The sequence below is a fragment of the uncultured Desulfobulbus sp. genome (assembly GCF_963662935.2).
Lineage (GTDB): Bacteria > Desulfobacterota > Desulfobulbia > Desulfobulbales > Desulfobulbaceae > Desulfobulbus.
Genome location: NZ_CAXXTL010000002.1, coordinates 184341 through 206018 on the forward strand (window position 1 = coordinate 184341; position 21678 = coordinate 206018).

17 protein-coding genes are annotated in these 21678 nt (G+C 48.1%); 10 read left to right on the forward strand and 7 right to left on the reverse strand.

From position 1 onward, the window contains the following. The first annotated feature begins 2 nt into the window (after positions 1 to 2). Positions 3 to 596, forward strand: a complete 594-nt coding sequence (gene grpE, locus ACHZCX_RS05345; RefSeq protein ID WP_319586203.1) for a nucleotide exchange factor GrpE — start codon at positions 3 to 5, stop codon at positions 594 to 596. Between the two features lie 317 nt (positions 597 to 913). On the opposite strand, the gene ACHZCX_RS05350 is transcribed toward grpE, so the two are convergent. Further along, positions 914 to 2017, reverse strand: a complete 1104-nt coding sequence (locus ACHZCX_RS05350) for a hypothetical protein (protein ID WP_319586204.1) — start codon at positions 2015 to 2017, stop codon at positions 914 to 916. Positions 2018 to 2274: 257 nt separating this feature from the next. On the opposite strand from ACHZCX_RS05350, the gene ACHZCX_RS05355 reads away from it, so the two are divergent. Next, on the forward strand, positions 2275 to 5373 hold the full coding sequence (locus ACHZCX_RS05355) for an alpha-mannosidase (protein ID WP_319586205.1): 3099 nt from the start codon (positions 2275 to 2277) through the stop codon (positions 5371 to 5373). 109 nt (positions 5374 to 5482) lie between these two features. On the opposite strand, the gene ACHZCX_RS05360 is transcribed toward ACHZCX_RS05355, so the two are convergent. Further along, positions 5483 to 5866, reverse strand: a complete 384-nt coding sequence (locus tag ACHZCX_RS05360) for a hypothetical protein (protein ID WP_319586206.1) — start codon at positions 5864 to 5866, stop codon at positions 5483 to 5485. Between the two features lie 501 nt (positions 5867 to 6367). On the opposite strand from ACHZCX_RS05360, the gene ACHZCX_RS05365 reads away from it, so the two are divergent. After that, the gene (locus ACHZCX_RS05365; protein WP_319586207.1) at positions 6368 to 8194 is read left to right on the forward strand and encodes a M6 family metalloprotease domain-containing protein; all 1827 of its coding nucleotides are present in this window, start codon (positions 6368 to 6370) and stop codon (positions 8192 to 8194) included. A gap of 192 nt (positions 8195 to 8386) precedes the next feature. Here ACHZCX_RS05365 and ACHZCX_RS05370 read toward each other — a convergent pair whose 3' ends face one another. The 5 genes from ACHZCX_RS05370 to ACHZCX_RS05390 all read right to left on the reverse strand — a co-directional run bounded on the left by ACHZCX_RS05370 (position 8387) and on the right by ACHZCX_RS05390 (position 13384). Further along, complete coding sequence (locus tag ACHZCX_RS05370; RefSeq protein WP_319586208.1) at positions 8387 to 10123, reverse strand: DUF4091 domain-containing protein; 1737 nt, start codon at positions 10121 to 10123, stop codon at positions 8387 to 8389. A 355-nt stretch (positions 10124 to 10478) separates the two neighbouring features. Continuing rightward, positions 10479 to 10922, reverse strand: coding sequence for a hypothetical protein (locus ACHZCX_RS05375; RefSeq protein ID WP_319586209.1), 444 nt, complete (start codon positions 10920 to 10922; stop codon positions 10479 to 10481). 241 nt (positions 10923 to 11163) lie between these two features. Beyond that, complete coding sequence (locus ACHZCX_RS05380) at positions 11164 to 11661, reverse strand: hypothetical protein (RefSeq protein WP_319586210.1); 498 nt, start codon at positions 11659 to 11661, stop codon at positions 11164 to 11166. Between the two features lie 93 nt (positions 11662 to 11754). Continuing rightward, positions 11755 to 12408 (reverse strand): HAD family phosphatase, encoded by a 654-nt coding sequence (locus ACHZCX_RS05385; protein WP_324292477.1) that lies wholly within the window; start codon positions 12406 to 12408, stop codon positions 11755 to 11757. Between the two features lie 295 nt (positions 12409 to 12703). After that, positions 12704 to 13384 (reverse strand): cyclase family protein, encoded by a 681-nt coding sequence (locus tag ACHZCX_RS05390; protein WP_319586211.1) that lies wholly within the window; start codon positions 13382 to 13384, stop codon positions 12704 to 12706. A 259-nt stretch (positions 13385 to 13643) separates the two neighbouring features. Between ACHZCX_RS05390 and ACHZCX_RS05395 the strand changes: the two genes are divergently transcribed. The 7 genes from ACHZCX_RS05395 to ribD all read left to right on the forward strand — a co-directional run bounded on the left by ACHZCX_RS05395 (position 13644) and on the right by ribD (position 21507). Beyond that, positions 13644 to 14081 (forward strand): (2Fe-2S) ferredoxin domain-containing protein, encoded by a 438-nt coding sequence (locus tag ACHZCX_RS05395; RefSeq protein ID WP_319586212.1) that lies wholly within the window; start codon positions 13644 to 13646, stop codon positions 14079 to 14081. A gap of 13 nt (positions 14082 to 14094) precedes the next feature. Beyond that, the gene (locus tag ACHZCX_RS05400; protein WP_319586213.1) at positions 14095 to 15885 is read left to right on the forward strand and encodes an NADH-quinone oxidoreductase subunit NuoF; all 1791 of its coding nucleotides are present in this window, start codon (positions 14095 to 14097) and stop codon (positions 15883 to 15885) included. Positions 15886 to 16151: 266 nt separating this feature from the next. Beyond that, on the forward strand, positions 16152 to 17939 hold the full coding sequence (locus ACHZCX_RS05405; RefSeq protein WP_319586214.1) for an NADH-dependent [FeFe] hydrogenase, group A6: 1788 nt from the start codon (positions 16152 to 16154) through the stop codon (positions 17937 to 17939). Further along, a complete protein-coding gene (locus tag ACHZCX_RS05410; protein ID WP_319586215.1) occupies positions 17936 to 18436 on the forward strand; it encodes an NAD(P)H-dependent oxidoreductase subunit E in 501 nt (166 codons plus the stop codon). Before ACHZCX_RS05405 ends, ACHZCX_RS05410 begins: the two co-directional genes overlap by 4 nt. A 510-nt stretch (positions 18437 to 18946) precedes the next feature. Beyond that, positions 18947 to 19531, forward strand: a complete 585-nt coding sequence (locus ACHZCX_RS05415; RefSeq protein ID WP_319586216.1) for a plasmid pRiA4b ORF-3 family protein — start codon at positions 18947 to 18949, stop codon at positions 19529 to 19531. A 324-nt stretch (positions 19532 to 19855) separates the two neighbouring features. Continuing rightward, positions 19856 to 20398 (forward strand): hypothetical protein, encoded by a 543-nt coding sequence (locus tag ACHZCX_RS05420; RefSeq protein WP_319586217.1) that lies wholly within the window; start codon positions 19856 to 19858, stop codon positions 20396 to 20398. A 20-nt stretch (positions 20399 to 20418) separates the two neighbouring features. Beyond that, a complete protein-coding gene (ribD, locus tag ACHZCX_RS05425) occupies positions 20419 to 21507 on the forward strand; it encodes a bifunctional diaminohydroxyphosphoribosylaminopyrimidine deaminase/5-amino-6-(5-phosphoribosylamino)uracil reductase RibD (protein ID WP_319586218.1) in 1089 nt (362 codons plus the stop codon). Positions 21508 to 21678 lie beyond the last annotated feature (171 nt).

The following is a 21678-nucleotide window of genomic DNA, read 5'->3' on the forward strand; positions in this document are numbered from 1 at the left end:
TAGTGAAAAAGAAAATCAAAATAGATAGCGACGAATATATTGTAGATCCGGAAACCGCAAATGATTCACCAACTGACAATGCCGATGTTAAAACAGATACCTCGGCTGCGGATACAGCAGATAGTCCCTTGGCTGTGTTGGAAGCACGCTGCAAAGAGGCTGAAGATAAAGCTGAAGCAGAACATGACAATTTCCTTCGCACGCTGGCAGAGTACAACAATTTCAAACGCAGATCCCGCGAAGAGCTGACAATGGCGAGGAAGTATGGCTCAGAAGACCTGATAATCAGACTCCTGCCCTTGCTGGACAACTTCGAGAGGGGTTTGAAGGCATCAGAAGAATTGAAAGACTTCGATGCGCTTCATGGAGGCGTTCTGTTAATAATGCGCCAGCTTTTTGATATACTCGAAAAAGAAGGCGTTAAAGTGATTGAAACATCCGAGCAGGCATTCGATCCTAACCTGCATGAGGCTGTTATGCGTGAAGAAACATCTGATCTGCCTGATGGAACAATCGTTGACGAGTTCCAGAAGGGCTATACTCTGGGAGATAAAGTCATCCGCCCAAGCATGGTGAAAGTCGCGCATACACCATAGATTTCACAGACTTATTTGTAAATAGACGTTGAAAAGGCAGACATGATAGTCTGCCTTTTTCAATTAGATACACATCAATGTTTTCGGTTTTGTAAAGAACGCCACTTCTTCACATAAAAGAAGACTATCATGAGTAGAGAAACTCTAACTTATACCCCAAGTTCCCAATAAAACATCCCCTCCGGCGAGTGATGTCATTCCAGACCCCCGATCTGGAATCCAAGAGAGTGACGCATAGTAATCAAACATCCTGGTCATTCAAACCATTACTTACCAATCGCATCCACATCTCCAACTACAAAATTCAGTCGAATACTCTATTTAGGTGTCAATCTGATCTTTACGCCAGTTTTTGCAATACCCGATGCGTCACATAAACTGCATAAACATTTAATAAAATTATCTGAGCTACGATTAATTTCCAAATACAGTTCTTTATTACCAATCTGGAGTGTACGATATCTGATTTTCTCACCATTATCATCAAAAGGGGAGGAATTGATAAACCACATTTTACCATTTGTGAGACCTTTGAAAGGGATAGTTGGCAGTTTATTCATGTTTCCGATATATTCTGCAATCTTTACACTTGCATCACACCAACTCTTTGCATCCAACTGATTACCGTCAGGGAGATATAATTTATCAACACTATGCCCCCACACTTTTTTACCCATATCACTCAATTCAGTTAAGCTATATATGCTTGATTTGGGATCACCATTAACAGCTTCTCCACCTTGTAGAATAGACAGACCGACAGGAGGAGTTTCAATCGAGATATCAAAAACTGCAGCGAAAAATTGTACAATTTCTACAGCTTGAACATTTGAAAGGCCAGTTTCTGACTTTATGACTTTCTGCATATTTTTAATCAACGAACTATCTTTTGTTACAAGCAGCTTGCGTAAAACATTATGTAAACGCCATTTACGTGCATATAAATCAAGCCCATCAGACTGGATAGAAGTTTTACTTAAAGCTGAGATAAATTCTATGAAATCCGGACTGTTTATATCAGAGCGAGCCGATATCCGCTCATTAATTAGAACTCCATGAATGTGGTTGTCGAACAATATCCACTCTCTTCCGTTTGATAGAACAACCCATCTATGCCCTTGAGTGTTTGCATAATTCAATGCTTGAACTGCCGCTGCCGGAATATTATCCAGATTGATTTTCCAGTCTTTTGCTTCCAGATACCAGGTATAGGCAGTATTTGACAATAGAGTGTAGTCCGGAAATTGATTCCCGGCATTACCCATTTGAGGGATAATATCTGTCTTGTTGTATCCAATAGCATGTAAAATTGGAAGTATTACCCAATCGCAGGTTGCAGCTTCATTTGGAGGAGGATTATCAAAGAAACCACGAGCTTCTTCGATTTCTTTGCTTAACGCGCATTTTAAATCTTCAGTCATCCTTTATGGCTCCATGATGTAATCATTTGAGTTAATGTATCGCATTAGACACGTATTTGTCAATAACTATAATTATTAATTATCAATTATTCAAACACTAGGATTATAATTGCAACCATATCTCAATAATTCCACACACCTTCAACCACGAAAGTATTCTTTGTAATATATCCATGATTTCATTTATAATGGCAGATAGAAAATTTGGTTCACAACTTTCAAACAGGAGATATTAAGTGGCATCAAGAAAACAACCTATGCTGCATGAAAATGTTCAGGAAATGCTCTTTCATAAGATCAGAGCGCGCTTCGGCGAGATCGGCACGAAACGATACTGGGGAGTTAAACCGATCCAGAACATCACAATGCGTCAGACGACCGATTATGAGAAGTATGATGACGCTGTAAAGGCGGACGGCTGGCGTGAGATCAAAGCCGGGGATGAATGGGGTGGAAACGGCGAATTCGCATGGTTCAAACTCTCATTCACCGTGCCAGATGAATATGCCGGCAAACCGTTAGTCGCGATTATGAAACTAGGGTTGGCCGGATGGCTTGGCGGTGAGGGCTGTCTCTTCATCGACGGCGTTCCATACCAGGGGATCGACCGCAACCATCCTGAGGTCATCCTCACGAAATGCGCGAAACCGGGTGAAACATATAATCTGGTGGTAGAGTGCGTATCTACCGAGGTATGGCAGTACAAAACAGGCAAAGTAAAACTTGAGCAGGCAGATATCGCGGTTATCAATCAGGATGTATGGGATTACTGGTTCGACCTTGGACTGCTGATCAAGATCGCCGAGGTGCAGAAGCCGGATTCCAGACGACGTGCGACTATCGTGCGGGAAGTGAACAAGAGCGTCGACCTGTTCAACATGGATGCCAAGAGCTTCGATGATGTCTCCGCCACCGCAATCGCCTCGAGAGAGATTATCAAGCCTTTATACGACCTTCCTGCCGAAGCGAGCGCCCTGGAAGTGGCATGCGCCGGTCACTCACACATCGACGTCGCTTGGCTGTGGCCTTATGCAGAGACGATCCGCAAATGCTCCAGGACATTCTCAACCGTTGACCGGCTGATGGAGGAGTATCCCGAGTACAAGTTTACACAGAGTCAGGCGCAGGTCTATGAGTTTACCAAAGACCACTATCCAGCCCTGTATGAAAAGATCAAGAAGCGCGTGGCAGAGCGAAGGTTCGAGCCTCAGGGAAGCATGTGGGTCGAGGCTGACTGCAACATCTGCTCCGGTGAGTCGCTGGTTCGGCAGATACTCCTGGGCAAGGGCTACTTCATGGATGAATTCGGCATAGAGACCAACTGCTTCTGGCTGCCGGATGTCTTCGGATACAGCGCTGCCCTCCCGCAGATCATCAAGAAAGCCGGGATCGACTACTTCATGACGATCAAGATAAGCTGGAGCATGTTCAACCGGTTCCCGTATTCATCATTCTGGTGGGAAGGGATCGACGGCACGAAGGCGCTTGCACACTTCCCGCCTGCAGATGACTACAACGCCCGAAACGATCCTGATCAACTTTGGAAATCCGCAAACGACTACATCGAGAAAGACCGATCTGACATCGTCCTCCACTCCTATGGATGGGGCGACGGCGGAGGCGGCCCAGACAGGACTCATCTGGAGAACCTGAGGCGCGCCGCGAACGTAGACGGTCTGCCCCCATGTACTCCAATGTGGACAGCGGACTTCTATCAGGAACTTGAGAAAAGAAGCGAAGGGCTTCCCACATGGGTTGGCGAGTTGTACCTGGAGTTCCATCGTGGAACATACACAACCCAGGCGAAGAACAAGCTCTACAACCGCAGGTCGGAATTCCTGATGCACGACACGGAGATGATCGCCGCATTGGCATGGCTCATGTCAGGCGCGGAATACCCGTCCGATACGATCACAAAGGCATGGAAGCTGATCTGCAAGAACCAGTTCCATGATGTCATCCCGGGCTCGTCAGTCACTGAGGTGTATAAGGACTCGACTGCCGATTATATGGCCATCTTCGGCATGGGTGACTGCATGCGCGACACTGCACTCAAATCGATAACAGGCAAGAAGTCGGACGGCAGCAATGTGGCGTTATTCAACACCCTTTCATGGCGAAGGATGGACTCATTCCGAATCGGTGTTGGCGGAGACGCATCGAAGCTGCATGCGGTTTCGGCAGATGGGATCGCGCTTCCAACACAGGTGGTCAGCGATGACCCGTCATCGCTGTGGATCACCCCTGATTCAGTCGCGGGCATCGGTGTCGATTCAATCAAGCTGGCAGAAGGACCCTATGAAGTCGTGGTGCCGGAGATCAAGATATCGACCGGATGCATGGAGAATCAGTTCTATAATATCAAACTGGATGAGAACGGGTTGATATCGTCGATATACGACAAACGTGCCGGCAGGGAAGTAGTTCCTGAAGGCGCTAAATCGAACCAGTTCCAACTATTCGAGGACAAGCCGATCCATCCCGACGCATGGGACATCGAGTTCTACTATCCGGACAAGCGCACGGATATCACCCAGTTGGATGAAATCGTTGTTGAGGAATCTGGACCGGTGCGGGGTTCAATCAAGATGCGCCGTTCGTTTGGCTCATCTGTGATCGAGCAGCGGATCGTCCTGTGGAATAACAATCCCAGGATCGACTTCGAGACGAAGATCGATTGGCACGAACACAAGAAACTGCTGAAAGTGGCGTTCCCTGTGGATGTCCATGCAAACAGCGCCAGGTTCGAGATACAGTTCGGCAGCGTAGACCGTCCGACACACTCAAACACAAGCTGGGATTTCGCTCGGTTTGAGGTGGCGGCGCAGAAGTGGGCTGATCTGTCTCAAGCGGATTTCGGCGTCAGTCTGTTGAACGACTGCAAGTATGGCCACGATGTGCATGAGAACGTCCTGCGTCTCACCGTGCTGCGTGCTCCAACCGATCCTGATCCATATGCGGACAGAGGCGAGCACACCCTCACATACTCACTGCTGCCGCATCAGGGCGACTGGCGATGCGCAGAGACAGTCCGCCGTGCATACGAGCTGAACGTCCCGATGGTTGCATCCGTCTCAGACACAGTCGCACCATCCAGGAGTTTCATCACAGTCGATGCACCGAACGTGGTGGTTGAGACCGTGAAGAAAGCCGAGAAGGAAGACGCGATGATCGTCCGCATGTACGAGTGTTCCGGCATAAACGCCAAATTCGACATGCAGGTGAATCTCCCCGTGACTAAAGCATCCGAGTGCGACCTGATGGAGCGTGACATCGAACCACTCGATATGCAGTGCGGAGTCATCCCCCTCACACTGAAGCCCTTCGAGATCAAGACGATCAAGTTAGGGATTTAGGCTGTAGGGATATAGGAAAGACCTTCATATGGAGAACTTATAAACATCTGTGAAGGTTTGAGAACAGATGAAGAGACGCAGGTTTAATTGCGTCTCTTCATTTTTTGCTTTAGTATTTTTTCGCAGATGCGGCGTTTTTCTGTTTCAGCAGCCACGCACGTCTGTCATGATTTATTTTTGCTTGTTTGATACGTGCTTGTTTTGCTCTGTAGATACGCGCACGCTGGGCTCTGGTTAGTCTGTGTGCTCTTCTATATGCATCTCTTCTATGCCGTGCTCTTATCGTTTTATTAAGTTTCTCTGAAGCGATAACTGTTCCAGCCGCTCCTAATATGGTCCCGGTTTTGTTACCTTTGACAGCCATGATTACTGTCGCGGCACCCAGGGCATTTCTTGTGTTCTTCTGGCCTGTTTCGCCGGCAAAAACTATTCCACTTGTGCCGAGCGTTGCAGCCAGCAACACTCCAACTACGATTCTCTTGGTATATTTCATATATTCTCTCCTGAGGATAGATCTCCAGACACTCACCGCTATCCACTCGATTTGCAATATATATACCCGGAAATGGGAAGTTTGAATCAGAGCTTGCAATTTCCTAATTTAAATATCTGAGAAACAGATCGAATATTAATAGGCCCGACTGCAGAATTCGTGGTTATCTGGGTAAAATAAAGTAATGCAGCATTTCTTCGAGATGGAATTAATATTACAATTGACTATTTAAATGACAGTAGTATAATGTAAAATATTCAGAAGTCTGGCTGATGTTGCGTCTGATTCTCCTGATGTTAATGGTGTCACTGTAAAGATATACTGACATCAGTGTTGTTGATAACTGAAATGTGATTAGCTTTACACCTCATAATACGGAGGCGGTTCTCTGAGATACATCTATAAATCAGATACTTGCAGCAGTAGAATTGCAGGATAATAATGAAGTTACCCTGCATCATTTTTCTGAATCTAAAGTAAATCTTGAAGGGAGATCTGATCATGAAAACCGTACCAAATGTATTTGAACTTCCTGATACATCAAAGAGATTGATGTCGCTCCCACTGATCCAACGATTGTTCACCAGCATGATTATCTTGGCATTAGTATTATGTACTGCCGGTGGATCAATCGCTCAGTATCTGATGCCGCCCAGTCCGCATCTGCCTTCTGATGTGCGTGCGGCGATGCAGCGTGAAGAAGGACAACGCACCGGACAATGGAAACACCAATCCCATCCTGTGCGTGATGCCAGCAAAAAAAGTATAGTAAATAACCCACTTGCTGCACCGGTACAATTATTAGTAAGCGGCACGAAACAGATGCCGTGTATCTTAATGAAATTCCCGGATTATGCTAACACTTACTCAACCACTGATTTCAAAGATCTTCTTTTTACACCCGGAGGTGTCCCTACCGGGAGTGCCGCAGATTATTACACTGAAGTTTCCTTTAACAAACTGACGCTATCCGGTAAGGTACAGGGCTGGTATACCACTGATTATCTCAAGTCCCATTATGGTGATAGAACCGGACGCTATGCTGATTGCGCCTATGAAGCCGCAAAAAAAGCAGATGCAGCAGGATTCGACTGGGCTCCCTACGATAACGATCATGATGGTTATGTTGATACTCTTTGGGTTGTCCACAGCGGACTAGGTGCTGAAGAGACCGGCAACACTCGCACAGACATCTGGTCTCACTCATGGGATTTTGCTTCTGCCGGTAAAGGTGTCTTCACAACATCAACACCAGATTCTTATAACGGCGGATATATCAAAATCAACAACTACATCATTCAACCGGAAACAAGTTTCTGGTCCGGTGGAGATGGTTTGTCTCAGGGCATTGTCGGCATAGGTGTGTTCTGCCATGAATTCGGTCATGCGCTGGGATTACCCGATCTATATGATACAAGCGGCACCGGCGAAGGTTTGGGTAATGCCAGTCTGATGGCCGCCGGCAGTTGGGGCGGAGACGGCAACGATTCCCGCTACCCAGCCCATATGGATGCCTGGTGTAAAGTTGATCTGGGGTGGATCAGTCCCTCTGTGGTTACATCTGATGGACCTTATTCCATAATGAATACTGAGCTTAACTCGACGCAGTCCTGTTATCTGGTGAAACCATCAGGCAGTGCAGTTAACCAGTATTTCCTGGTAGAGAACCGTCAGCATAACGGGTATGACCAAAATTTGTTTGCCACCGGTTTATTCATCTACCACATAGACACAGATATCATTAACACCTATATGTATGCAAATACCGTGAACTCGAATACGCACCCATATGGTGTTGCTCTGGAGGAGGCTGACGCTGTCACAGACAGCTATGCAGCTATGCACCTGTTTACCGGCAGCAATCGTGGACTCTCATCTGATTCCTGGCCGAAAGGTTCATCAACTGCATTCGGTGCCGCATCAATCCCAAGCACAAAAACAAATGCAGGTGCAATTCAGAAATGCAGCATCGCCAACATTTCAGCCAAAGGTGATGAGATGACTGCAACAATATCAGTGACTCCATCAGCAAATGCAGCTCCAACAGCTAACTCTGACAGTTACAAAGCGACGGTCAATAAAACTCTGACAGTACGAGCACCTGGAGTGTTGTCCAATGACACTGATTCAGATGGTGATCCTCTGACAGTCGCAACATTCACCCAGCCGGCTAACGGAACACTGGTGATGAATACAAACGGCTCATTCACCTACAAACCTAACACAGGTTATACAGGTACAGACACTTTTACCTACAATGCTAGTGACGGCATAACTTTATCTAATGTTACCACTGTAACGATCAGTGTGACGAAAAAAGGGAAGTAACTTTAACTACTTTGATCTTGAATGAAAATCCCCGGGACTGGTTCTTAATCTGGTTCCCGGGGATTTGTAATTCGGACCATGCGAATCATTATTTTACCACTCATCTAAAATCCGAATTGATACTTGCGAAATACCATGGAGTGCATTTCATACCTGAGTTTTATGCGATTCCATACGTGGAAATCCAATGTGCTATTTGCTATCCAGTATATTCTTCAATGCCTGATTAATCCACTCCTCAGACTTTGGGAAATCGGCGTAGTCTTTGATTCCTGCCAACATCGGGTCATCCGGTTTGATGCCGGCGGTCTGAAGCATTGCGTAGTCCTGCAGTGACTCGGCGAATATCTCCCACCTGATCGAGTCGATCGGCCCATCGACGCCCGGGTAGACCATGAATGGATCACCCGGCGGAATCATCGGCCAGCATGCGGCGGTAGCATCGGAGAATGGATCGATCAGCTTCTCCTGCTCCAGTACATGCCAGTAGTTGTAACCCCAATGGAGGAATCCTTTTGCACCTAGCCGGTAGAAGAGCCACCCCGACATCCTGACTTTGGGCAGCGGAGTATCAAGCAGACGTTGGAGGTATGAGCCTCTCGGTTCGCAGCAGAAATAGACCCAATGAGGAATCTTCTCATCGATATACGATTTCGCCGTATTGATGATCGGGATGGGGATGTCGGTCAGATGCTGCCTGCCATACTCGATGCTGCTCAGCGCGTCGATCACTTTGCCTTTCATCCAGGGAGCGTTCTCGGCAAGGAAGTCGCGAGCCTTCTTGTAGTTATCCAGCGATTCACCTTCACCGGGTTCATCGGAGATGTGGAAGAACGACTGCTCTAGAATCCCTTCGGAGAGCAGGAACTTGTGGAACTCCGGAAGGAACTGTTTCAGGAAGTTGTGGAACATCGGTCCATGACCATCGGCATCGGGAGGCCAGAGCATCACAGCCTTGCCATCGGCCCACTTGTAGACACGCAGTGGATTCTTCGCACCCCAGTAGATCCAGAATGCCGACCACTCGTAATGCTCAGTCCCGGCATCCCTCGCGAGCTTCACGAAGCGCTTCACATCTGTCCAGTCGAACTCATACTTGCCGGGTTCGGGTTCAGTGACCTTCAGGAGCTGGCACGGGCGCTCGAAGGTTTCACGTCTGAAGAAGAAAACAGGCACATAGATACTGTTCGTCCCGTGCTCGATCATATCATCGATGTACTTGCGGGTGAGTGTCCACCATCGTTCATCCTCAGCCATACCGGTCTTGTAGTAGTCCCAGATACACTCGCCGCGCCACCAGTGGATGACCGGGAAGTCATGCATCTTCTGGATGGTGAACGGTTTCACATCAATGGTGGCTGAGAGTTCGGCCTTCTGCGACGGCTCGGTGCCGAAGCTGTATTGGATGATCATCTTCCTTGGTCCGGGTTTCGCCTCAGTGGGGATGGTCAGTGTCACCCAGAACGACACGTTCTCATACGGCCCTACATCAGCTTTCCTGTCGTTGAACAGCGGATCAGGAACGAGTCCCGGAACATGGTCGGCGCCATCGATCTCCGCACACGGGACACCCGTGGTGCAGAACCGCATCGGCACGTATCCGACCCGTCGTATCTGCACATATCCGCCCTCGACGCCGTTTGTCGTGCCGCATTCGATGGTGAGAGGGAGTGAGCGCTGGTTCCGCACACAAGCCTGGAAGGAGACCTTGCTGTTCCTCGCCGAGGAGATTGTGATCGTCTGGTTCCTGCCGGGCTTCGATGTGGGATAGACTCGTTTTAGCGAGGATTCAAGCCAGAAGAGCATCTTTGAATTGGATTTCGCATCCGTCTTGAGCACAAGCGGCCCATCTGCCGACACAGGATCAGCCAACGCGAACATCAAAACCGGTATGAGCGCGAGCGCGCCCAAGTGCAGCGGATTTGCCATTAATCGAACCTCCCAAGCAGGATTATTTGCATGAGTTTAGCGTATTTGGGGGACGAAGGTCAAATCAATAGATTCGCTCATAAGAAAACCAACGGCAGACAATATCCTTCATCATCACGCAAAAACTATCAGATATATGTAGGGGCGATTCACGAATCGCCCTCAAGGTATCATGTAAGGCAGAATGAATATTTTGAATACATAGGTTATGACTGTTGTTTCACAATCCAGGAAGCCGCGTGTCATTTATCACCTGGTTCAGGGCGATTCGTGAATCGCCCCTACAATCGACAGGAAGATGATCGATTTCATCTGACATATGCTATCAATGAGGTTAGACCAAAGAGGAGCTAGATCATTCCCGCCTCAACGGCAACCAATATTTTTCATTGTCTGATGCTCGATCCAGAAATTGTACTAACTCTTGTGGATCAACAGGTGTAAACATAATGCAGGTCAGTAGATTTCCATAGCTTTTCATCGTATCAGGTTTCTCAATCTCATTACATCCTGGGAAGATCACGAGCAGATTCACATTTCTTGTCATACGAGCTGTTCCGTAGATGTGCAGGAAGTCGTCAAATCCCTTGATGCTTGTTGGCTCATATAACGTCGACATCTGATCTGCAATCACGATGACTCGACCGGGTTCGGCATCAATGGCGGGGACGATCTCCCCAACAGAGCGAATCACAGATAATGAATACCCATGTGCACGGATCGCCAGCAGAAGGGCATCCTCGTTACCAAGCCTACCCTTGCGTGATAGAAAAACAACTCTCGGTAATGATGTTGGCATGTCTTGAAGCTCCCATTAATTGACTGACCTATCTCCCGGATAACCGTCACGCCGTCAAGCGTAAAATCGGTGCTGGTGCCGTTTGTTATGGATGCACGCCTCCTACCGCTTTGTTTTGAGTTTAGCGCAGATCCATTTCTTCTGCCAACTCACGGGCGGCGTGGTCAACTTGCGCGCGGTAACGATCCAACAACGTCATACGCTCTTCTTCCGATAAATCTGTGCTCTCAACGTAACATCGTCATGTTACATCGAGGGCACTGTCGATCTCACAGTTAAGATAATCCAACCGAGTTAGTATTAGCCTTCTTACGTTCAACGCCTTGGCCAGCCTGCCTCTAACGACGGACGGAAGAGCAGATAACGCCACATCTGGATCGATAGAATGCCGGTGACATATCGCTTGCAGGCGTGTCTCGGTTTCCGAGAGAAACGCCAGGCGAGTAGCTACGGCAGTGCATCCTGACACCTTAGCCAAGTCTGGATCTAGATGCGGCAGCAGTTCGCCATTAATCCTCTGCGTCTTGATACCCAACACCAGAGCAGGAAATGGGAGGGTTTGATGTATGATCCTTCCAGCGAGAATATACAACTCGGCCTGATCCTTTGGCGATCCTCCCACAGTAGCAAGAATTAGTGCGGCCTGATAGATCCTGCGGTAGAGTTTAGTCGATGGATCATCAGCCCATATTCGCTTGAGTGTACTCTCGAACTCGTCAAAGATGTTTTCGTCCTCCATGTAAACCTCCATAGTCTCTAGGTAGACCGCTCACTCAAAAGTAACGTATCGCCGATAACGCTTAAGATGCAATCGGCAGTATGCACCATAACTTCACCCATCTCCCAAAACCAATCCCAGCGGGATCTCGTCCAACCTCGGGAATACGAGGGGCGCCTCGCGCTGTATCAGCAGGTCGTCCGGGCGGGGGATGATGATGTAGTCCATCCCGGCGTTCTGCGCCGCGCGGAGCCCATGCAAGCTGTCCTCGATCACCAGTGCGTCGGAAGGCGCGCAACTCATCCGCCGTGCTGCCTCAATAAAGACATCCGGCGATGGCTTCCCCTTCGCGACCTCTTCGCTTGAGATGATCTGCTTGAAATACCGATCCCAACCGAGACGGTCAAGCACACTCCTGATCCCTTCTGCGGGAGAACCAGATGCTACCATCATGTCTATCCGTCCATACAGGCTGTTGAGAAGGCTATCGGCTCCGGGCATTGGGTTCAGGGTACCATGGAACTCCTCCAGAAGCCACCCGCGAAGCATCAATCCGCATTCGTCTTCGGTAAGATTGTCAGGTCGGCAGAATCGGCAAATACTTCGTCCCACATCTATCGCGTTCATCCCTTTATAACCGGATGCCGCCTCTGCGCTGTATGGATGTCCAAGGTGTGCATACAGCTTCAACTCCGCATGTACCCATGTGCTTCCGCTGGATATCAAGGTATCGTCCATATCGAAAATGACCAGTTTGTATCGATTCAATTCAACTCCAATACTACTTTACCTTAGAAGAGAAAGTTTATAATGATTATTATGCCATTCCGGGCGCCGACCCGTAATCCAGGAAGGTCTGGCATGATACCCAATCTTTCTGTTTATTCAGACCATCACCTGAACATTGCATATATATATGATAGTAGTATGCAAAGAAAGATCGCCGCACCTTCCCATCGGACCTTGAGAGGCGACATGCGGAATGCCACGGAGGGCATTCCCTACGTTTCATAGAGACAGTTAGCCAATTCCTAAGTGAAAACCAGACTACCTTGCCTGCAACCTAGACAACTATCCCTACGACCGAGCATGGACCGCTGTCCATCCCTGAAACCAGCCATGGACTGATGCGGACCTCCACAAGTTCGACAAGGTCGTCATCCAGCTTCATGTCTTCAATTACCAGGAACCGGCAACCGGCGCCTTCCAGGAGACGATTGTGTGCCGCCATAGTCACATCCAAATGGGCGATACATGCCAGCGATGGTACATCTATCCCGATCGCACGCAGATTCGGACAGTTGTCTCTCAACCATTTAGCCGATTCCGCTCCGAACCCGGGTGATCTCAGACTGAACCGCTGGGGGTCATTCAACCTTATATTGCCGCATCCAAACCTGAATAAGGCGATATCAGCATTATTCAGAACATCTCTGAATGGTTCCAAATCAAGAGGCTGCACAATGCATGCATCCGGTATCTGAAGATCGATAATCACAGGTTTTGTGAAGATGAACTCATAAGGCGAGTATTCAGTTATCTCTACGCCGTCTTTTACTACATGCGCGGGAGCATCTACATGGGTTCCGGTATGACTCGCAACCTTGATGATCTGCACGGCAGCATCATCAGCATCAACAGTATACAGATTGGTAAGCTCAGGCGCAGGAATCGCAGGGGGTCTGGGATCATTTATTCCAAGCGGATAAGAAAGCCATCTTAGTTTTTTATCAGAATTATTCATAATGTTTATAAATCCCTTGAAGGTGAAATAATACTTTTGTTCAATTATACATTAATATACTTTGAACTGGTATAGGATTTTCATGAATGGGTGAATTTCCAGAAATGGTTTATACTATCAGTAGATATATCAATCACCCGACTAATCCTGAGTATTCGCCGCAGCGAATGTATCGAAGGATGAGATTCAGGCACTTAACCCACGTGTGCCCTTCGATAATATCTGCCTGCGGGCAGATCACTCAGGGTACACGGATCTAGTGCATGATGAAATCCTACCCGCAAATCTCGGTCGTACCATTATAAAATATCCGAACGTTGAAGTGGAGGTTCGTAACTTGGGACCTGTAAATGAAGCTCTTGCATCGATAAAAGAAAAAGCAGCATCGGTACGGAAGCAGGCGTTGGGCGGCGCAACATCGCGAATAATTGTAGGAACTGCTACATGTGGAGTTGCTGCCGGCGCGCAAGGCGTTGTGAATGCTTTCAATCAGGAGATCGCTGCCCGTAAGCTGAGCAGTGTGGCTGTTACCGAAACAGGATGCTGCGGCAGATGCGATCTGGAACCGCTTGTACAAGTGTTGAAAGATGGAGAAGCGCCGATCATGTATTATCATGTAACACCTGATATGGCGCGGCGTATCGTCCAGCAGCATGTTGTGAACAATGAAGTAATTGAAGAATGGGCGCTCTTATGAGGAGTTGTGAAGAATGACTGGAATAGAAAAACATGTATTGATCTGCGGCGGAACCGCATGTACCGGCAAAGCGAAGTCGATACAGCCGGAGCTTAAGAAACAACTGGAAAAATACGGTTTAGCCTCAAGCGTTCGAGTTATGGAAACCGTATACTTCGGCTTGTGCGGCAAGTGTCCGCTTATGCTTATATATCCTGATGAAACAGTATATGAGCATGTAACAGGCGGTGACCTGGAAGAGATTGTTCGCGATCATCTGAGAGATGGCAAACCGGTTGAACGCCTGCTGAGTAAAGGCGGATTTGACAGATCAAGAATCAGAGTGCTTGGCGATGCGGATTTCTTCGGCAAACAGCTCAGGATCACTCTGAGAAACACCGGCATCATTGATCCCGAATCGATTGAAGATTACATCGAAGTCAAAGGTTATGACGCTCTCGGAAAAGTATTGAGCATAATGAAACCTGATGATGTGATTGAAGAGATCATTAAATCAGGACTTCGAGGCCGAGGCGGAGCCGGATTTCCTACAGGTATGAAATGGCGCATTACGGCAGATTCCGAAGGCGAAACTAAATACGTGATCTGCAATGCAGATGAAGGCGATCCCGGCGCATTCATGGATCGAAGCGCCATAGAGGGCGATCCTCACAGCATCATAGAGGGGATGATCATCGCCGGTTACGCGATCGGCTCATCGACTGGATACATCTACATCAGAGCAGAATATCCGCTTGCGATAAAACGCTTGAAAGAAGCCATTATGCAGGCAGAGTGTTATGGTCTGCTTGGTGATAACATCTTGAACAGCGGATTCAACTTCAAACTCGATCTCCGGTTGGGAGCAGGCGCTTTTGTATGCGGCGAGGAAACATCCCTGATAAACTCCATCGAAGGTCGAAGAGGGATGCCGCGTCCACGTCCACCATACCCGTCCGTATCAGGTTTGTGGGATCATCCAACGCTCATAAACAATGTAGAAACTTGGGCGAACATACCAGCAATCATATTGAACGGTTCCGGATGGTTCAAATCTATCGGCACTGAGACCAGTAAAGGCACAAAAGTCTTTGCACTTGCCGGGAAGGTTAATAATACCGGACTTGTAGAAGTCCCGATGGGCACTACCCTCCGGCAGATCATCTTCGAAATCGGCGGCGGGATTAAAGACGGCAAGGCATTCAAAGCTGCTCAGACCGGCGGTCCATCCGGCGGATGTTTACCGACTCAATACCTGGATACGCCGGTCGATTACGAGACTCTGCGTCAGGCTGGATCCATCATGGGTTCGGGCGGCCTTATCGTAATGGATGAAGATACCTGCATGGTCGATGTCGCGAAGTTCTTCCTTGGTTTCACTGAAGATGAATCATGCGGCAAGTGTACTCCATGCCGTGAAGGCACGAAACGCCTTCTTGAGATACTCACCCGCATCACCGAAGGCGAAGGTGTACCAGATGACATCTGGAAGCTGGAAAGGCTCTGCCATACCATTCAGCGGGCTTCACTCTGCGGTCTAGGGCAGGCAGCTCCTAGTCCTGTTCTCAGCACACTGAAGAACTTCCGCGCTGAATATGAAGCTCACATCAACGAGAAACGATGTCCGGCAGGTGTGTGTTCCGCATTGCTGAGATACTTCATTGAACCTGAAGCTTGTGTAGGATGTACACTCTGCGCCAAGGTTTGCCCTGTAAGCTGCATAAGTGGAACTCCCAAGAAGGTGCATGAAATCGATCAAAGCCGATGCATCAGATGCGGTCAGTGCATGGCAAAGTGCCGCTTCGACGCGATATATAAGAAATAATCGACGATGGCAAGGAGTAATGTTGTGCAGGCATCCTGCCTGCAATCTCTGGTTACATAGCTGTTTATGAAACGTAGGGAATGCCCTCCGTGGCATTCCGCTGATACGATAAGTTTATGGTATGGGGTGAAATAACGATTGTTCCATACTCGGATGATATATCATAATATAAGCACACACTGGGTGAAAAGCACCACCCCTGCCCCTCCTTGGAAAGGAGGGGTGTAATACAAAAACATAATCAGTAACTTCTGAAAGGCGGTATTATGGAAGAAGTCCGCATGATAAACCTTACGATAGATGGAAAACCGGTCTCTGTACCGGAAGGAACATCAATAATGAAAGCCGCAGAAACAATCGGCGTGAAAGTTCCGCGGTTGTGTTACCACCCTCGACTCAGCATCGAAGGCGCATGCCGCGTATGTGTCGTCGAAGTCGAGGGGATGCGAAGCCTGGTGGCTTCGTGCGCATATCCGGCAGCCGACGGGATGAACGTGAAGACGATCACTCCGGAGATTCGAGAGATTCGCCGCGACATCGTTGAACTCCTGATAGACAACCATCCTATGGACTGTCAATGCTGTGAACGCGACGGTAACTGTGAGCTCCAGGATCTGGCATACACAACAGGTGTCCGAGAGCGGTATTTCAAAGGCGAACGGAAGAGATATGAAATAGACAATTCATTCGTTGCCGTTACACGAATCCCCGAAAAGTGCATTATGTGCCATAGATGCGTCCGTATCTGCGGCGAAGTGCAGGGTATCCATACGCTGGGATATACAGGCAGGGGATTCAAGACGGTTGTTACTCCCGCATACAACGTGCCTTTTGATGAGAGTATCTGTTCCGCATGCGGGCAATGTATCAATGTATGCCCAACAGCGGCATTTCTGGAAAAAGATGCAGTTCATGACATCATGAAGGCGCTTGCTGATCCCGATAAGCATGTAGTGGTGCAGTTTGCACCATCAGTACGGGCGGCAATCGGTGAGGGGTTCGGCATCAAACCCGGAACACCAATGCAGGGAAAAACAGTCGCCGCGCTTCGGATGATCGGCTTCGATTCGATATTCGATACAGAAGTAGGTGCTGATGTAAACATCATGGAAGAAGGGATGGAGTTTGTTGAGCGTGTGAAAAACGGCGGACCACTTCCGCTTATTACATCATGTTCATCAGCCTGGATGAAGTTCGCTGAACATTTCTATGCCGATCTCATCCCTCACATCTCATCTACTAAGTCGCCAATGAGTATTTTGGGTTCTCTTGCAAAAACTTATTATGCAGAGAAGCAGGGAATCGACCCTTCGAAGATATTCAGTGTAGGCGCTATGTGCTGCACGGCAAAGAAATTCGAAGCCGCAAGACCGGAATACTGGTTGAATGACCAAACAATGCCTGCGGTAGATAGAGTCATGACCACCCGCGAGCTTGTGTGGCTCATTAAGAGCAACGGCATCGACTTTATGAATCTACCGGATGAAGAGTTCGACGATCCTCTAGGATACTCAACCGGCGCAGGTTCGATATTCGGGTGGACCGGCGGTCTGGCTGAATCAGTTCTCAGGTCAGTCTACTACTTCCTGACCGGCGAAACCCTTACAGATATCGAGTTTGATGAACTCCGCACTATGAAGCGGATCAAACGGCAGACGATTCCAATTGCCGGACGTGATTACAACATCGTTGTGGCACACGGACTGGCAAACGCACATGAGGTGTTGCAGGCAGTAAGGAACGGCACAGAGAAGATCGACTTCCTTGAGATAATGGGATGCCCGGGTGGATGCATTGGAGGCGGCGGACAACCGTATGCCCGCGCCACCGGATCGCTTCCCCTGGACGAGAATTTGCTTATCCAGCGTGCAGCCGCACTTCGATCTGAAGACCGCAGCAAAACTATCCGGCGTTCATATGAGAATCCGTGGGTGCAGCGGCTTTATCGTGAGTACCTGGGTGAACCGCTATCAGAGAAGGCACACCATCTGCTTCACGCCACCTATGTGCCCAGAGAGCCGGTTGGAATATACAGCAAGGAGGCACGCCCATGAGCTGCGCATCATGCACAGATAAATCAGAGAATATGCAGAAATTATGCAAATATATATCGGAACACCGCGATCCCGTCAAACCCCAGGGAGCATTGATCGCAGTACTTCACAAGGCGCAGGATACATTCGGGTTCCTGTCTCCGGAAGTGATGAGCGTGGTCGCACATGAGTTACAGGTCCCTGAGTCATACGTCTGGGGTGTTGCAACTTTCTACTCGTATTTCACGCTGAAACCAAGAGGGAAGTATCCCGTTGCGGTGTGTATGGGAACCGCCTGCTACGTAAAAGGCGCCACGGCGATATTGAGCACAATCAAAGAGCAGCTTAACATCAAAGTGGGCGAAACTAGCGATGATGGCCTCTTCAGCCTGGTGGAGACCAGATGCATCGGTGCATGCGGTCTCGCACCGATCATGACCGTCGGCGACGAGGTGTTTGGTCGCCTTACCGCAGACCAGGTACCAGAGATCCTCGCGAAGTACCAGAAGATGAAGTAGCCGTTGCAATTCACACTAGAAGAACCGATATCAGGAAAAGATTTCCTGATACATCCTGCAAATAGAGAATCTATCAGAGACAAGCATAACTGTCCATCAAAGATCAGGTATGCTTGTCGTCTTTATTAAAGTGAAATATTACTTTAATGAAACACTCGCTACAATAGGCATCTCAGTAATTTTCACAACTACCTTGAAAGACCAAGCCAAGAACCTCCCCTTGGCAAGGGGAGGCAGGTGGGGTGCTTTTAGGTACCAAATATCGCCATAATATTCACAACAATAACCCAATCATTTACTGCATACTACATCTACATCTCTATGCTCAGTAAGCTCTGGTGGAAGAAGAAGTCCCAAGGAGAATATGGCAATGTATTCAAAGATATTTGATTTCATAGACATAATGCAACATGATCTGATTATCTAAAACTTGACTTGAACACTTAATATACTTATTATGTGAATTAACTTACTTAAGCATCTGCCAACATTACTGAATAAATGGAGATCATGATGAGAACAGTAAAACCTCCAAAAACATACCAGCTCAAGATTAGCCTTAAGGATGTCAAACCGTCCGTATGGCGCAGAATCCAGCTACCGGGAGATACTAATCTGCATCAACTTCATCTGATTCTGCAGGTTGTGATGGGCTGGACGAACAGTCATCTCCATCTGTTCAACATCGGACCCGCGACATACAGCGATCCCGATGCAGACGAAGAATGCGAGAAGAACGAGGCTAAATTTATTCTCAGCAAAGTAGCGCCGGCTGAAGGAATGGCATTCATCTATGAATACGATTTCGGCGATGGGTGGGAGCACATCGTGAAAGTTGAGAAGATACTCTTCGCTGATGAAAGATTGGTGCATCCGGTCTGCCTTGCGGGAAAACGCGCATGTCCGCCGGAAGACTGCGGAGGACCATTCGGATACATGGAACTGCTTGATACCATAAATGATCCCGAGAGCGATAACTATGACGAGATGCTGGATTGGATCGGTGAAGACTTTGACTCCGAACACTTCGACTGCAAAGAAATCAATGAGATGCTCAGTGATCCTGATGCGATCAAGAATGCAGGAATTGATTGACGCTTATATACCCGATTATTGTCATCTCGAATGCAGACTACTAGTGTTTCATAAACTAGTATGCATATGCTTCTCAACCTACACATATCGTCATTCCGGGCGGCGACCCGGAATCCATAAAGGATGGATGAGCACATAAATGATATGCGAGTGATCAAAGCTAGCATCTGACATATTAATAACAGAATTACTCTATTCACATAATTGATATAAGAGCTACTTTTTATAGATTCCGGGTCGGAGCCCGGAATGACATTGACGTTAGTTTGATTTATAAAACGAGAGATGTGTTTTCATCAGCTATCTTTGGACTATGAGACAGAAGTGGAAATACGCCTGTGTAACTCCTTCTCTTATACTTCCGGTATTATTCGCAAAGATTACAGGACGGTTTATCAAACTTATAAGAGCACATATCAAAACGTCTCACATCAATCTTTGATTGAGTATGAGAAAGGCAAATTCATGTTGAGGAAATTTCTAGCTGTTATTGGTGGTTTGGTTGTGGCTGTTGCTATATTTATGTCCTATCCATATTTTGAAGAATCATGGATTTCTAAAATAGGGATGTGGTGGATCTGTGTTGGTGCAATACCAAGTGGCATCATAGTTGGCCTGATTGCCAATAATAAATATTGGATTCCAGGATTAATTGTAGGGATTATTACAGGTGCAGTCATGCTTTTCTTTATCGCCTGGAAAATGGGTGTTTCCTATTATCTCGCAGGATTCGAAGAATACGCAGGCGTAACTCTTTCTCTCATTCTCCCAGTAATATTCGCAGAGATCACAGGACGTAGCATTGCACATCTCAGAACGAACACCAAAAAGTCTCAAATCAATCTCAAACAGAAAGAAACCTTATGACATCAGGTAATCCCAAGTTCATGAAACACGCACTCACACTGGCATGGCGCGGACACACAAGTCCGAACCCGATGGTTGGGGCGGTCGTCGTGCGTGACGGAGCCATCGTCGGCGAGGGGTACCATCCGTGCGCCGGAGAACCTCATGCCGAGGTATTCGCCCTCAACGCAGCCGGTACTCTTACTGAAGGCGCCGATCTCTATGTTACGCTGGAGCCATGCAGCCACTTTGGACGAACGCCTCCATGCGCCGATGCCGTCATCAAAGCGGGTATAAAACGTGTCTTCGCCGCGATGGTTGATCCGAATCCGCTGGTTTCCGGCAACGGCATAAAGAAACTTCAGAATGCAGGGATCATAGTTGAAGTCGGCATGATTGAATCCGAAGCGCGCGAATTGAACAGAGGGTTCATCAAGCGCGTGACCACCGGGAGGCCGTTCGTCCTCTGGAAAGCCGCGATGTCGTTAGATGGCAAAATCGCAGCCAATTCCGGAGACTCCAGGTGGATCACAGGAGAGAGATCGCGCAAAGAAGTTCACAAGCTCCGAAACACACATGATGCAGTCATCACGGGAGTCGGCACGATTCTGGCGGATGACCCGGAACTGAATGTGAGGGGGATTCGAGGAGCAGTGAATCCCATAAAAGTGGTGGTAGACAGCAAAGCATCTACACCCCCAACTGCAAGGATTCTGAAAGGTGATGTACCGATCTACATCGCGGTTACAGAACTGGCAGATCGTGAGCGGATGAATCGCCTGCAGGATGAAGGCGCCACAATTGTGATGATGCCTGCTGTGGATGACCGAGTGGACCTGAAGGCGCTGATGATCAAGCTGGCAGATTTAGGGATAAACACAGCGATGCTAGAGTGCGGCGGCGAACTTTCAGCTTCGATGCTTAAAGCAGGACTTATCGACCGCGGGATGATCTTTGTGGCGCCGAAAATCATCGGAGGCAGAGACGCGAAATCCATCGTTGAGGGTGCCGGCATCGAGATGATGGCAGATGCACTCAATGCCTCGAACCTGAGGACACGCCGTTTTGGCGACGACATCGCCCTTGAGTTTGATTTCTTGAAATATGAAGAGACTGTAGATCCTTCATAAAAGTCTCAAACCGCTTACCCTGAGTTATCTTAATGGAAACCATGGCGATTTTTGGCACCTAAAAGCACCCCACCTGCCTCCCCTTGGAAAAGGGAGGTTCTTAGCTGAGTTTATTAAGGTAGTTGTTGATTCTATTAAGTTATCTATGGGATGCTTGTGAATCGAGTCCGG